The organism is Streptomyces rectiverticillatus, from assembly GCF_013394065.1.
Classification (GTDB): Bacteria; Actinomycetota; Actinomycetes; order Streptomycetales; family Streptomycetaceae; genus Streptomyces; species Streptomyces rectiverticillatus.
Genome location: NZ_CP040752.1, coordinates 5,055,872 through 5,068,867, shown reverse-complemented (window position 1 = coordinate 5,068,867; position 12,996 = coordinate 5,055,872). Strand labels below are relative to the sequence as shown.

At 71.6% G+C, this 12,996-nt stretch carries 11 protein-coding genes; all 11 read right to left on the bottom strand.

From position 1 onward, the window contains the following. Nucleotides 1–76: 76 nt before the first annotated feature. Nucleotides 77–1,351, bottom strand: a complete 1,275-nt coding sequence (locus tag FGW37_RS22310; protein WP_179082671.1) for a serine hydroxymethyltransferase — start codon at nucleotides 1,349–1,351, stop codon at nucleotides 77–79. A gap of 91 nt (nucleotides 1,352–1,442) precedes the next feature. Continuing rightward, nucleotides 1,443–2,102, bottom strand: a complete 660-nt coding sequence (locus FGW37_RS22305) for an arsenate reductase/protein-tyrosine-phosphatase family protein (RefSeq protein ID WP_179082670.1) — start codon at nucleotides 2,100–2,102, stop codon at nucleotides 1,443–1,445. Next, complete coding sequence (locus FGW37_RS22300) at nucleotides 2,099–2,746, bottom strand: L-threonylcarbamoyladenylate synthase (RefSeq protein ID WP_179082669.1); 648 nt, start codon at nucleotides 2,744–2,746, stop codon at nucleotides 2,099–2,101. Before FGW37_RS22300 ends, FGW37_RS22305 begins: the two co-directional genes overlap by 4 nt. Nucleotides 2,747–2,798: 52 nt before the next feature. Beyond that, complete coding sequence (gene prmC, locus FGW37_RS22295; protein WP_179082668.1) at nucleotides 2,799–3,644, bottom strand: peptide chain release factor N(5)-glutamine methyltransferase; 846 nt, start codon at nucleotides 3,642–3,644, stop codon at nucleotides 2,799–2,801. A gap of 96 nt (nucleotides 3,645–3,740) precedes the next feature. Then, on the bottom strand, nucleotides 3,741–4,820 hold the full coding sequence (prfA, locus tag FGW37_RS22290) for a peptide chain release factor 1 (protein ID WP_179082667.1): 1,080 nt from the start codon (nucleotides 4,818–4,820) through the stop codon (nucleotides 3,741–3,743). Between the two features lie 105 nt (nucleotides 4,821–4,925). Continuing rightward, nucleotides 4,926–5,147, bottom strand: a complete 222-nt coding sequence (gene rpmE, locus FGW37_RS22285; protein WP_106679164.1) for a 50S ribosomal protein L31 — start codon at nucleotides 5,145–5,147, stop codon at nucleotides 4,926–4,928. Nucleotides 5,148–5,346: 199 nt separating this feature from the next. After that, nucleotides 5,347–6,465: an LCP family protein gene (locus FGW37_RS22280; protein WP_179082666.1), complete on the bottom strand. Its 1,119-nt coding sequence runs from the start codon at nucleotides 6,463–6,465 to the stop codon at nucleotides 5,347–5,349. Between the two features lie 314 nt (nucleotides 6,466–6,779). After that, nucleotides 6,780–8,819 carry a transcription termination factor Rho gene (rho, locus tag FGW37_RS22275; protein WP_179082665.1) on the bottom strand — a complete coding sequence of 680 codons (2,040 nt, stop codon included), beginning with the start codon at nucleotides 8,817–8,819 and terminating at the stop codon, nucleotides 6,780–6,782. 424 nt (nucleotides 8,820–9,243) lie between these two features. Continuing rightward, nucleotides 9,244–10,158 (bottom strand): homoserine kinase, encoded by a 915-nt coding sequence (thrB, locus tag FGW37_RS22270; protein WP_179082664.1) that lies wholly within the window; start codon nucleotides 10,156–10,158, stop codon nucleotides 9,244–9,246. 329 nt (nucleotides 10,159–10,487) lie between these two features. After that, nucleotides 10,488–11,576 (bottom strand): threonine synthase, encoded by a 1,089-nt coding sequence (gene thrC, locus FGW37_RS22265; RefSeq protein ID WP_179082663.1) that lies wholly within the window; start codon nucleotides 11,574–11,576, stop codon nucleotides 10,488–10,490. An 8-nt stretch (nucleotides 11,577–11,584) separates the two neighbouring features. After that, on the bottom strand, nucleotides 11,585–12,877 hold the full coding sequence (locus tag FGW37_RS22260) for a homoserine dehydrogenase (RefSeq protein WP_179082662.1): 1,293 nt from the start codon (nucleotides 12,875–12,877) through the stop codon (nucleotides 11,585–11,587). Between the last annotated feature and the right edge of the window lie 119 nt (nucleotides 12,878–12,996).

Here is a 12,996-nt window from a genome sequence, read left to right as displayed (position 1 = left end):
CCACACCATATTCGGGTCCGCCCCCGATCCGTGAATACAGCTGTAGACGTACGGCCACCCGCGATGGTTGCAGCCGTCAGATGTGCGCGGGATAAGGAGCGTAGAGCGGGAAGCTCCCCGCGAGCCGGGCGACCTCCCCGCGCAGGCCCCCGCCCGGCCCCGCGCCCCGCAGCGCCGCCCCGATCAGCGCGCCGATCCGGGCCATCTCCGGCTCCCGCATGCCCTGCGTCGTCACGGCCGCGGTGCCCAGCCGCAGGCCGTGCGCCGTGCCGTGGGGCAGCCCGCAGACGTCCAGGACGATGCCGGCGGACGCGAGCCTGCCGCGGGCCGTGGCGGCCTCCTGAGCGAGCCCGGAGACATCGGCGGTGATGATGTGCGTGTCGGTGCCGCCCGTGGTCACAGCGAGGCCCTCAGCGGCCAGGACGGCGGCAAGGGCGCGGGCGTTGGCCACCACCTGATGGGTGTACGCGGTGAAGGCCGGCGTCGCCGCCTCCCCGAAGGCCACCGCCTTCGCCGCGACGGTGTGCATCTGCGCGCCGCCCTGGGAGAAGGGGAAGACCGCGCGGTCGACCCGGCCCGCGAGCTCGGCGCGGCAGAGGATCAGGCCGCCGCGGGGGCCGCGCAGCACCTTGTGGGTGGTCGCGCACACCACGTCGGCGTACGGCACGGGGTTCGGCGCCGCTCCCCCGGCGACCAGGCCGATGGGGTGGGCGGCGTCCACGATCAGGTGGGCGCCCGTCTCGTCGGCGATCTCCCGGAAGGCCGCGTAGTCGGGGTGGCGCGGATACGAGATCGAGCCGCAGACGATCGCCCTGGGCCGGTGCTCGCGCGCCAGCGCCCGGACCTCGTCGTAGTCGATCAGGCCGGTGTCGCGGCGCACGCCGTAGCCGGTGAAGTCGAACCAGCGGCCGGAGAAGTTCGCGGGCGAGCCGTGTGTGAGGTGCCCGCCGTGCCGCAGGCCCATGGCCAGCACCTTGTCGCCCGGCCGCAGCAGGGCGGCGTAGGCGGCGAGCACCGCGGCGGAGCCGGAGTGGGGCTGGACGTTGGCGTGCGCGGCGCCGAAGAGGGCCTTGGCGCGGTCGACGGCGATGCGCTCGGCGAGGTCGACCAGCTCGCAGCCGCCGTGGTGGCGGGCGCCGGGATAGCCCTCGGCGTACTTGTTGGCGAGCGGGGAGCCGAGGGCCGCGAGGACGGCGGGCGAGGTGAAGTTCTCGGCGGCGATCAGCTGGAGGCCCGTGGACTGCCGCTCGATCTCGGCGAGCACCAGGCCCGCCAGCTCCGGGTCCTGACGGCGCAGCGCGTCGAAGTCGGGACTCCAGTGGGTGTGGGGTGCTGCTGCGGTGACCGGCATGGCGCGCGCTCCGGACCTCGGTGGTGCACAGGGCATCGGAAGATGCGGTGTGTCACCCAATGTAGGCCCGCGCCCGCGCCGGCGCAGGCGGTCAGGACCGGGCGGAGCGCCCGGTGAGTGCGGTGAGGACCGGGTCGAGGGCCTGGTTGATCTCGTCGCCGATGGAGCGGAAGAAGGTGATCGGGGCGCCGTAGGGGTCGTGGACCTCGTCGGCCTCCGCGTTCGGGGCGAGCAGCCAGCCGCGCAGGGCGGCGGCGGCCTGCACCAGGGCGCGGGCCCGCTCGACCACGCCGCCGGCCCGCTCGGGGTCCGGGAGGGTCGCGGGGTCTATGGCCCGCACCAGCCGGGTGAACTCCTTCAGCGTGAAGGTGCGCAGCCCGGCCGAGTGGCCCATGGAGATGACCTGGGCGCGGTGGTCGCGGGTGGCGGTCAGGACGAGGTCGGCGCGGATGACGTGCTCGTCGAGCAGCTCGCGGCCGGTGAACCCGTCCGGGTCGGCGCCGAGGTCGGCGAGGACCGTGGCGGCGTGCGCCTCCATCGGGGCCCCCTCGTGGCCCCAGGTGCCGGCGCTCTCCACCACCAGGCCGCCCCCGAAGGGGTCGCCGAGCCGGTCGGTGAGGGCATGGCGGGTCAGCCGCTCGGTGATGGGCGAGCGGCAGACGTTGCCGGTGCTGACGTGGAGGATGCGGAAGGTGTCGGCCTTGGCCGCCGTGTCCGGTCCCGCTATGCCACGCCCCTGCGGGGCGATCAATTCGCCACCTCGAGGTCGGGTACCACCTCGCGCAGCTGCTCGGCGCTGATCGCACCGGCGCGCAGCAGCACGGGGACCTTGCCGGTGACGTCCACGATGGAGGACGGCACGTCGGCGGGGGTGGGGCCGCCGTCGAGGTAGACGGAGACGGAGTCGCCGAGCATCTCCTGGGCGGCGTCGCAGTCCTGCGGCGCCGGGTGGCCGGTGAGGTTGGCGCTGGAGACGGCCATCGGGCCGAACTCGGTGAGCAGCTCGATGGCGACCGGGTGCAGCGGCATCCGGACGGCGACGGTGCCGTGGGTCTCGCCCAGGTCCCAGGTCAGGGACGGCTGGTGGTTGGCGACGAGGGTGAGCGCGCCGGGCCAGAAGGCGTCGACGAGCTCCCAGGCCTGCTCGGAGAAGTCCGTGACGAGGCCGTGCAGGGTGTTCGGGGAGCCGACGAGGACGGGCGAGGGCATGCCGCGGCCGCGGCCCTTGGCCTGCAGGAGATCGCCGACGGCCTCGCGGCTGAAGGCGTCCGCACCGATGCCGTACACGGTGTCGGTGGGCAGCACGACCAGCTCACCGCGGCGCACCGCGGCGACGGCCTCGCGCAGGCCGGTCTTGCGGTCGGTCGCGTCGCTGCAGTCGTATCGCCGTGCCATTAACGGACCTCCTCGAACGGGGTGAACAGGGCAGATGTCAGGGGTGCCGTCGTCACGGCATGGCCTTCCGCGCGGTGGCGAAGCGGGGGCGGTTGTTCAGGTCGGGGTGGTCGGCGGCGTCGGCCCAGCCGCGCTCCTCGGTGAAGATCCACGGGACCTGGCCGCCCTGGGTGTCGGCGTGCTCGATGACGACGACGCCGCCCGGGCGCAGCAGCCGGTGGGCGGTGCGCTCGATGCCGCGGATGGTGTCGAGGCCGTCCTCGCCGGAGAAGAGGGCGAGCTGCGGGTCGTGGTCGCGGGCCTCGGGGGCGACGTACTCCCATTCGGTGAGCGGGATGTACGGGGGGTTGCTGACGACGAGGTCGACCTGGCCGTCGAGCTCGGGCAGCGCGGTGAGGGCGTCGCCGTGGTGGAGGGTCACGCGGGAGCCCTCGGTGTTCTTGCGGGCCCAGCCGAGGGCGGTCTCGTCCAGCTCGACGGCGTGCACGCGCGAGCGGGGCACCTCCTGGGCGAGGGCGAGGGCGATGGCGCCGGAGCCGGTGCACAGGTCGACGATCAGGGGCTCGACGACGTCCATGGCCCGTACGGCGTCTATGGCCCAGCCGACGACCGACTCGGTCTCGGGGCGGGGGACGAAGACGCCGGGGCCGACCTGGAGCTCCAGGTAGCGGAAGAAGGCGCGGCCGGTGATGTGCTGGAGCGGCTCCCGGGCCTCGCGGCGGGCGACGGCCTCCCAGTAGCGGGCGTCGAAGTCGGCGTCCGCGACCTGGTGCAGCTCACCCCGCTTGACGCCGTGCACGAAGGCGGCGAGCTCCTCCGCGTCGAAGCGCGGAGAAGGTACGCCGGCGTCGGCCAGCCGCTGAGTGGCTTGCGCCACTTCGGCGAGCAGCAGATTCACAGTGGTCCTCTCGCGTCTTCGTATCGTCGTCCCCGGCCCGTGGGCGGCCCCGGGCGGGGCCGTTCCGGCGGTCGCGGACGGGCTTGCGGTCTGCGGTCAGCCCGCGGCGGCGAGCTTGGCGGCGGAGTCGGCGTCCACGCACGCCTGGATCACCGGGTCCAGCTCGCCGTCGAGCACCTGGTCCAAGTTGTACGCCTTGAAGCCGACGCGGTGGTCCGAGATGCGGTTTTCCGGGAAGTTGTACGTCCGGATCTTCTCGGAGCGGTCGACGGTGCGCACCTGGCTGCGGCGGGCGTCGGCGGCCTCGGCCTCGGCCTTCTCCTGGGCCGCGGCGAGCAGCCGCGAGCGCAGGATGCGCAGGGCCTGCTCCTTGTTCTGGAGCTGGCTCTTCTCGTTCTGGCAGGAGGCGACGACGCCGGTCGGCAGGTGGGTGATGCGGACGGCGGAGTCGGTGGTGTTGACGGACTGGCCGCCGGGGCCGGAGGAGCGGTAGACGTCGATGCGCAGATCGTTCATGTTGATCTCGACGTCGACCTCCTCGGCCTCGGGCGTGACGAGCACGCCGGCGGCGGAGGTGTGGATGCGGCCCTGGGACTCGGTGGCCGGCACGCGCTGGACGCGGTGGACGCCGCCCTCGTACTTCAGCCGGGCCCACACACCCTGGCCGGGCTCGGTGGCGCCGTTGCCGCCCTTGGTCTTCACCGCGACCTGGACGTCCTTGTAGCCGCCGAGCTCGGACTCGGTGGTGTCGATGATCTCGGTCTTCCAGCCGACGCGCTCGGCGTAGCGCAGGTACATCCGCAGCAGGTCACCGGCGAACAGCGCGGACTCGTCGCCGCCCGCACCGGCCTTGATCTCGAGGATGACGTCCTTGTCGTCGCTGGGGTCGCGCGGGACGAGGAGCAGGCGGAGCTTCTCGGTGAGCTCCTCGCGCTGCTTCTCCAGGTCCTTGACCTCGGCGGCGAAGTCGGGGTCGTCGGCGGCGAACTCGCGAGCGGTCTCGATGTCGTCCCCGGCCTGCTTCCAGGAGCGGTAGGTCCCGACGATCGGCGTCAGCTCGGCGTAGCGCTTGTTGAGCTTGCGGGCGTTGGCCTGATCCGCGTGCACGGCGGGGTCGGCGAGCCGCTTCTCGAGGTCGGCGTGCTCGCCGATCAGTTCCTCGACTGCCTCGAACATGGGGTTTCCCTAGCTGCTGGAAGTGACGGGCCTGCTGGACGACAAAGCGCCGGTCCGGTCGCCCTCGCACGCGGAGGGCGACCGAGGACCGGCGCCTGCGGGTCGCTACTTCTTGGCAGCGGCGGCCTTGCCGAAGCGGGCCTCGAAGCGGGCCACGCGGCCACCGGTGTCGAGGATCTTCTGCTTGCCCGTGTAGAACGGGTGGCACTCGGAGCACACGTCGGCACGGATGGTGCCGTCGGCGACGGTGCTACGGGTGGTGAACGAGGCGCCACAGGTGCAGCTGACCTGCGTCTCGACGTACTCCGGGTGGATGTCGCGCTTCAAGGGGTCTCCTAGGTTCGGGAGGGCTCCGGGTCGTAGAGGCGGGATTGCCTTACGTGAACCGGGGCCGACGGACCAGTTTGCCAGTACTGGCCGCATCCCCCAAAACGGGAGGTCGCGGCCGGTTATTCCCAAGGGGTCCGGTGCCTGGTCAGCGGGGGTCCGGCGGCCGGACGGCTCGGGTGCCGTGCGGCCGCAGGGCTCACTTGACGACGTCCTCGGCGCCCGTCTTCGCGCCCGCGCCGTCCTGGAGCGCGGACTGCGGGATGGGCCGGTCGGAGCGGAGCGCGGTCCAGATCTGCTCGCTCGCCTCCGTCAGCGGGATCACCCGGTTGCGGTCGGCGGGGTCGTCGCCCACCGGCAGCGTCACCATGTGCATGTCGCCGGAGCCGATCCCCTTGAGACCGCTTGCGAAGGAGTACAGCTTGTCGACCGAGGCCAGCTCGCGGTCGGTGGTGAGCGCCTTGGTGGCGGTGTCGGCGATCCCGTAGAGCTTGGTGGGGCTGGTGAACAGCCCGACCTGCTTGACCTGGTCCAGCAGCGCCTTGATGAACGCCTGCTGGAGCTTGATCCGGCCGAGGTCGCTGCCGTCGCCGACGGCCTTGCGGGTACGGACGAGGCCGAGGGACTGCTCGCCGTTCAGCTTGTGACTGCCGGCGTCGAGGTCGAGGTGGCTCGACTTGTCGTGGATGGCCTTGGTGGTGGTGACCTCCACGCCGCCCAGCTTGTCGATGAGCTTCTGGAAGCCGGCGAAGTCGACCTCGAGGTAGTGATCCATGCGGATCTTGGTCATCGTCTCGACGGTCTTGACCGCGCACACCGCCCCGCCGATGGAGTACGCCTCATTGAACTGGCCGCGCTGGACCGCCGGGCTGGTCTTGCCGTCGGGGGTGGTGCACGCGGGGCGGGCGACGATGGTGTCGCGCGGGATCGAGACGACGCTGGCCTTCTTGTGACCCGCGTAGACGTGCACGATCATCGCCGTGTCGGAGCGGGAGCTGCCCTCGTCCCTGCCGTACTTGCCGTTGTCGCCGGCCCGGGAGTCGGAGCCGAGGACGAGGATGTCCTGCGAGCCGTTGTCGACGTTCTGCGGCCGGTTCTTGCCCAGGGCCGCGTTGATGTCGACGCTGCTGAGGTTCCCGTTGAACTTGTAGTAGAGGAACCCCGCTCCGGCACCGCCGGCGAGGACCACACCGGTGGCCGTCCAGGCAGCTATTCGCCAGCCCTTGCGGCGGGGGCGGGCCTTGCGGCGCCGGCCGCGGGTCCCCCCGGCACGGCGGCGGTGCGAACCCGCTGACGTGCCCCTGCTCTCGTCGGCCATGCGCTCCTCAGTCCTCCACGGTCCCCGGGCCTCGCCCCGGCTTGTCCCCCCTGCGCTGATTGACGGGGAAGTCTGCGACAGGGTTGCACAGCGTTTTCTGAGGACCGTCTTAGAAATGCTCCTCCGGGCGGAGCGGCCGGCGATCACTACTACCCCTCGCCACCTGCGATTTCGGCCAAATGTGAGGCGATGATTCCGGCCAGTGCGGAGCCGTAGGGCTGTGGCGCAGATCTCAGAATGTCACAGGAAGATCACGGCGGAGGCCCCCCGCCACCGAGGTGACGAGGGGCCTCCTGGAGCCGCTGGGATGCGGATCAGTCGTTGCCGTTGCCCGAGGAGGGCGTGGTCTTCGCGATCTGCATCAGGAACTCGGCGTTCGACTTGGTCTGCTTCATCTTGTCGAGAAGCAGCTCGATGGCCTGCTGCGAGTCGAGCGCGTGCAGCACCCGGCGCAGCTTCCAGACGATCGCCAGCTCCTCGCCGCCCAGGAGGATCTCCTCCTTGCGCGTACCCGAGGGGTCCACGTCGACGGCGGGGAAGATGCGCTTGTCGGCGAGCTTCCGGTCGAGCTTGAGCTCCATGTTGCCGGTGCCCTTGAACTCCTCGAAGATCACCTCGTCCATGCGCGAGCCGGTCTCGACCAGCGCGGTGGCCAGGATGGTCAGCGAGCCGCCGTCCTCGATGTTGCGCGCGGCACCGAAGAACTTCTTCGGCGGGTAGAGCGCAGTCGAGTCGACACCACCGGAGAGGATGCGGCCCGAGGCCGGGGCGGCCAGGTTGTAGGCGCGGCCCAGACGGGTGATCGAGTCCAGCAGGACGACCACGTCGTGACCCAGCTCCACGAGGCGCTTGGCGCGCTCGATGGCCAGCTCGGCGACGGTGGTGTGGTCCTCGGCCGGGCGGTCGAAGGTCGAGGAGATGACCTCGCCCTTGACCGACCGCTGCATGTCGGTGACCTCTTCCGGACGCTCGTCGACCAGGACGACCATCAGGTGGCACTCGGGGTTGTTGGTGGTGATCGCGTTGGCGATCGCCTGCATGATCATGGTCTTACCGGTCTTCGGCGGGGCCACGATCAGACCGCGCTGGCCCTTGCCGATGGGGGCGACCAGATCGATGATCCGGGTCGTCAGCACGCCCGGGTCGGTCTCCAACCGCAGGCGGTCCTGCGGGTAGAGCGGGGTGAGCTTGTTGAACTCGGGGCGGCCGCGGCCGGTTTCGGGCGCCATGCCGTTCACCGAGTCGAGGCGGACGAGGGCGTTGAACTTCTCGCGGCGCTCGCCGTCCTTCGGCTGACGCACGGCACCGGTGACGTGGTCACCCTTGCGCAGGCCGTTCTTGCGGACCTGGGCGAGGGAGACGTAGACGTCGTTCGGGCCCGGCAGGTAACCGGAGGTACGGATGAACGCGTAGTTGTCGAGGATGTCCAGGATGCCCGCGACGGGGATCAGGACGTCGTCGTCGGAGACCTGCGGCTCGTTGCCGAAGTCGTCGCGGCCACGGCGGCCACGGCGGTCGCGGTAGCGGCCACGGCGGCCACGGCGGCCGCCCTCGAAGTCGTCCTCGTCCTGCGGGCCGCCCTGGGGGCCCTGGGGCGCGCCGCGGCCGTCGCGCTGCTGGCGGCCGGCGCCCTGCTGGCCGGCGTCGTCGCGGTTGCCGCGCTCACGGCGGTCGCGCTGACCGCGCTCGCCGCGCTCGCCACGCTCGCCGCGCTCACGGCGGTCGCCCTTCTGGCCGCGCTCGGCGCGGTCCTGGCGGTCGCCCTTGGCGGCCTTGCCCTCGGCGGTGTCCAGCGCGGTCTCGGCCTTGGCCTCGGTGCGCTCCTCGGCGCGGGCCTCGGTCTTGACCTCGGCGCCCTCGGGGCTGCCGGCGGGCGCGGTGGCCCGGCGGCGGCGGCGCTCGGCGGCCGGCTGCTCGTCACTGCTCGGCTGGCCCGGGATCTCGATCTGCTGCTGCGCGGCAGCAGCCTTCTCGGCGGGCTTGGCCTCGGCCTTCTCGGCCACCTCACCCGTACGGGCCTTGGAGGTGGCGCGGCGCTTCGGCTTGGTCTCGGCATCCGCGGAGGATGCCGCCGCCTCGGTCTTGGCGGGCGCGGCGGAAGAGCCGGCCTGCCTCTCCTTGATGACCTCGATCAGCTGGCCTTTACGCATCCGCGCGGTGCCCTTGATACCGAGGCTCGAGGCGAGCTGCTGGAGCTCGGCCAGGACCATGGCGTCGAGGCCCGTGCCCGAGCGGCGCCGCTTGGGGGCGGTGGCAGCACCGGTGGCAGGCGCGGCGGGAGCGTCCGTAGCGGGCGCGGAGGCATTGCCGGTGGCGCCGGCGTTCACGCCCATCAGATCGGTGGTGTCGCTCACGAAGGGGTCCTTCCCTGGAGCGGGCGTCGGCCTGTCTGGCTCGGCGACCGGTTGTGCTGTCCGGCTACGGTCTGGCGGTTTGCGGACCGGGCCGGGGCGGTGGTCCGCCGGTACGGCTGGTACGGCGGAAGAATCAGTTCATTGGTCCGGCGTGAAGAATGAGGTGAAGACATGGAGTATCGGCTTCACTCATGTCACCCACGCCGATTCCGGAGCGTGCTCGAAGCTGCTCAGGCAGGCTGCTCAGGCAGTTTGGGAGGCTCCCGGAAGAAAAGCGGCCCCTGATCGGGACACAGAGCACCGAGCCGATGTGGCGTCGAGTGCAGACTTGAGGTTAACACTACCGGATCCCACAAACATTCCCCCTCTCCAAGACCGGCAACCGCTATTTTTCGCGGGGCCGGGTTTCGCCCGGATTCCGCTGTCAGGCGAGCGGCAGCACGCTCGTCCCCCCGGCGTCGAGAGCCAGCCGGTTGGCCGCCCACCCCTCGCCCGCCAGTCGTGCGACCTTGTCGGCCGCACCGCTCTCGGCCAGCGCGAGGACCGTGGGTCCCGCGCCGGAGATGACCGCGGGGACGCCGTCCGCGCGCAGTCGGTTGACCAGGGCCACGCTCTCCGGCATCGCCGGGGCGCGGTATTCCTGGTGGAGCCGGTCCTCGGTGGCCGCCAGCAGCAGCTCGGGGCGCCTGGTGAGCGCCTCGACCAGCAGGGCGGCCCGGCCGGCGTTGGCCGCGGCGTCCACATGGGGGACGCTGCGCGGCAGCAGCCCGCGGGCGGTCTCGGTCAGCACCGGCCGGGACGGCACGAAGACCACCGGAACGATGGAATCCGCAGGGTCCATCCGAATGGCCCGCGCCACTCCGGCGTCCATCCACGCCAGGGTGAAACCGCCCATCAGACACGCGGCGACGTTGTCGGGGTGTCCCTCGATCTCGGTGGCCAGCTCGAGCAGCGCCGCGTCGTCGAGCTTTTCGGCCCCGCCTATGGTCACGGCGCGGGCCGCGACTATCCCCGCGCAGATGGCGGCCGAGGAGGAGCCGAGGCCTCTCCCGTGCGGGATGCGGTTGGCACAGACGACCTCCAGGCCGCGCGGCTGGCCGCCGAGCAGGTCGAAGGCCGTGCGCAGGGCCCGTACGAGGAGATGGCTCTCATCGCGCGGGAGGGTGTCGGCGCCCTCCCCGGCGATGTCGATGTGCAGCCCGGATTCGGCCACCCGGACCACGACGTCGTCGTACAGCCCCAGCGCGAGGCCCAGGGCGTCGAAGCCGGGGCCGAGGTTTGCGCTGGTGGCAGGGGTGCGCACGCGGACAGCGGCGGCGCGGAACGCGGGACCGGCCATCGCTCGATGACTCTCCTTGGTCTGGCCTTGGTGGGCGTGCAACATCCGCAAGGGCCGCGACGGCGATGCCGTGGGTCACGGCAGCGGTCTGCGACGGGGCGGAGTGAGTACAGCCTATCGAAGGAAGGTTCTGCGGCGACATAGGGCGCACGGGAGGCGCACGATGCGTGTCGCCTGCGGCGGGCTTGCGGGCGGTGGGGCAGGCGGGCTCGGGGCCGCCCGGTCCCCCGCACCCGGTTGTGGGCAATCGTCCCGCAGGGCGGGACGGGTGGGCACAACCTGACGGCGTACCCGCACCCGTCCCGCCCCACTGGCGGACGCCTGGAAGGTCAGGCGAGCCCGAGCTGCTGCGCGGCAGCGACCGCGTCCACCGGAACGGTAATCGGCTGGGGCGCACCCGCCACCGCCCAGTCCGGGTCCTTGAGGCCGTTGCCGGTGACCGTACAGACGATGCGCTGCCCGGGGTCGACCAGGCCGAGTTCGGCGGCCTTGAGGAGACCGGCCACGCTCGCGGCCGAGGCCGGCTCGACGAAGACGCCCTCCTGCGAGGCCAACAGACGGTACGCGGCGAGGATCTGGCGGTCGGTCACCTCGTCGATGAGGCCGCCCGATTCGTCGCGCGCCTGCTCGGCGAACCGCCACGAGGCCGGGTTGCCGATGCGGATGGCGGTGGCGATGGTGTGCGGGTCCTTGACCGGCTCGCCGCGCACGATCGGCGCCGAACCGGAGGCCTGGAAGCCCCACATGCGGGGCGTGCGGGAGGCGATCCCGTCCCCGGCGTACTCTCGGTAACCGCGCCAGTAGGCGGTGATGTTGCCGGCGTTGCCGACGGGGAGGACGTGGATGTCGGGCGCGTCGCCGAGCGCGTCGACGATCTCGAACGCGGCGGTCTTCTGGCCCTCGATGCGCACCGGGTTGACCGAGTTGACCAGCGCCACGGGGTACTGCTCGGACAGGCCTCGGGCCAGCGTCAGGCAGTCGTCGAAGTTGCCGTCGACCTGCAGGATGCGGGCGCCGTGGACCAGGGCCTGGCCCATCTTGCCCAGCGCGATCTTGCCCTGCGGGACCAGGACGGCGCAGACCATGCCGGCGCGCACGGCGTAGGCCGCGGCGGAGGCGGAGGTGTTGCCGGTGGAGGCGCAGATGACGGCCTTGGCGCCCTCCTCCTTCGCCCGGGTGATGGCCATGGTCATGCCACGGTCCTTGAAGGAGCCGGTGGGGTTCGCGCCCTCGACCTTGAGGTGGACCTCACAGCCCGTGCGCTCGGAGAGCACCTGTGCGGGGACGAGCGGCGTGCCGCCCTCGCGGAGGGTGACCACCGGGGTGTCCGCGGTGACCGGGAGCCGGTCGCGGTACTCCTCGATGATGCCGCGCCACTGGTGGGTACGGGAGGCCGGACGGCCGTTGTTGTCGGACATTGCTTTTGTTACTCCCCTTCAACCCGCATGATGCTCGCGACACCGCGGACCGTATCCAGCTTGCGCAGCGCCTCGACCGTCGCCGTGAGGGCGGCGTCGGCGGCGCGGTGGGTGACCACGACGAGGGAGGCCTCGCCGTCCTTGCCCGTCTGGCGGACGGTGTCGATCGACACCCCGTGCGCGGCGAAGACCGTGGCGACCTGGGCGAGGACGCCCGGCTTGTCGGCCACGTCGAGGCTGATGTGGTAGCGCGTGACCACCTCGCCCATCGGGCTCACGGGCAGTCGCGTGTAGGCGGACTCACCGGGGCCGGTGGACCCGGCGAGCTTGTTGCGGCAGACGGCGACGAGGTCGCCGAGGACCGCCGAGGCGGTGGGCGAGCCGCCCGCGCCGGGGCCGTAGAACATCAGCTGCCCGGCCGCCTCGGCCTCCACGAAGACCGCGTTGTACGCCTCGCGCACCGAGGCCAGCGGGTGGCTGAGCGGGATCATCGCCGGGTGCACCCGGGCGGTGACCGACTGCCCGTCCGCGGCCCGCTCGCAGATGGCCAGCAGCTTGATCGTGCAGCCCATCTGTTTTGCGGAAGCAAAGTCCGCCGCGGTGACCTCCGTCATGCCCTCGCGATAGACGTCGTCGAGGCGGACGCGGGTGTGGAAGGCGATCCCGGCGAGGATCGCGGCCTTCGCCGCGGCGTCGAAGCCCTCGACGTCGGCGGTCGGGTCGGCCTCGGCGTAGCCCAGCGCGGTGGCCTCGTCCAGCGCCTCGGAGTAGCCGGCGCCGCTGGAGTCCATCTTGTCGAGGATGAAGTTGGTCGTGCCGTTGACGATGCCCAGCACCCGGTTGACCTTGTCACCGGCGAGCGATTCGCGCAGCGGCCGGACCAGCGGGATGGCACCGGCGACGGCGGCCTCGTAGTAGAGGTCCGCGCCGTACTTCTCGGCGGCGGCGTGCAGGGCCGCGCCGTCATCCGCGAGCAGCGCCTTGTTGGCCGAAACGACGCTTGCGCCGTGCTCGAAGGCCGTGGTGATCAGGGAGCGGGCGGGCTCGATGCCGCCGATGACCTCGATGATCACGTCGATGTCACCGCGCTTGACCAGTGCGGTGGCGTCGGTGGTGATGAGCTCCTCGGGCACCCCCGCGCGGACCCGGCCGGGCCGGCGGACGGCGATGCCGGCGAGCTCGACGGGCGCACCGATGCGGGCCGCGAGGTCGTCGGCGTGCGTCGTCATGATGCGCGTCACCTCAGAGCCGACGACTCCACAGCCCAGCAGCGCCACCTTCAGCGGACGCGTACGCATCATCCGACCCCTGCTTCTCATCGATACAGCCTCATACATCTTGGGTTGTGCACCAGTCTCACTCACTGGACGAGGGATTCCGCCCCCCGTCCAGTATCCGAGACTTATGTTTCCGTTGTTTC

Excerpts from the sequence above, each read along its gene's own strand:
- FGW37_RS22310 (WP_179082671.1), bottom strand. The coding sequence starts at position 1,351 with ATGCCGGTCACCGCAGCAGCACCCCACACCCACTGGAGTCCCGACTTC.
- FGW37_RS22300 (WP_179082669.1), bottom strand. The coding sequence starts at position 2,746 with ATGGCACGGCGATACGACTGCAGCGACGCGACCGACCGCAAGACCGGC.
- prfA (WP_179082667.1), bottom strand. The coding sequence starts at position 4,820 with ATGTTCGAGGCAGTCGAGGAACTGATCGGCGAGCACGCCGACCTCGAG.
- FGW37_RS22280 (WP_179082666.1), bottom strand. The coding sequence starts at position 6,465 with ATGGCCGACGAGAGCAGGGGCACGTCAGCGGGTTCGCACCGCCGCCGT.
- thrB (WP_179082664.1), bottom strand. The coding sequence starts at position 10,158 with ATGGCCGGTCCCGCGTTCCGCGCCGCCGCTGTCCGCGTGCGCACCCCT.
- thrC (WP_179082663.1), bottom strand. The coding sequence starts at position 11,576 with ATGTCCGACAACAACGGCCGTCCGGCCTCCCGTACCCACCAGTGGCGC.
- FGW37_RS22260 (WP_179082662.1), bottom strand. The coding sequence starts at position 12,877 with ATGATGCGTACGCGTCCGCTGAAGGTGGCGCTGCTGGGCTGTGGAGTC.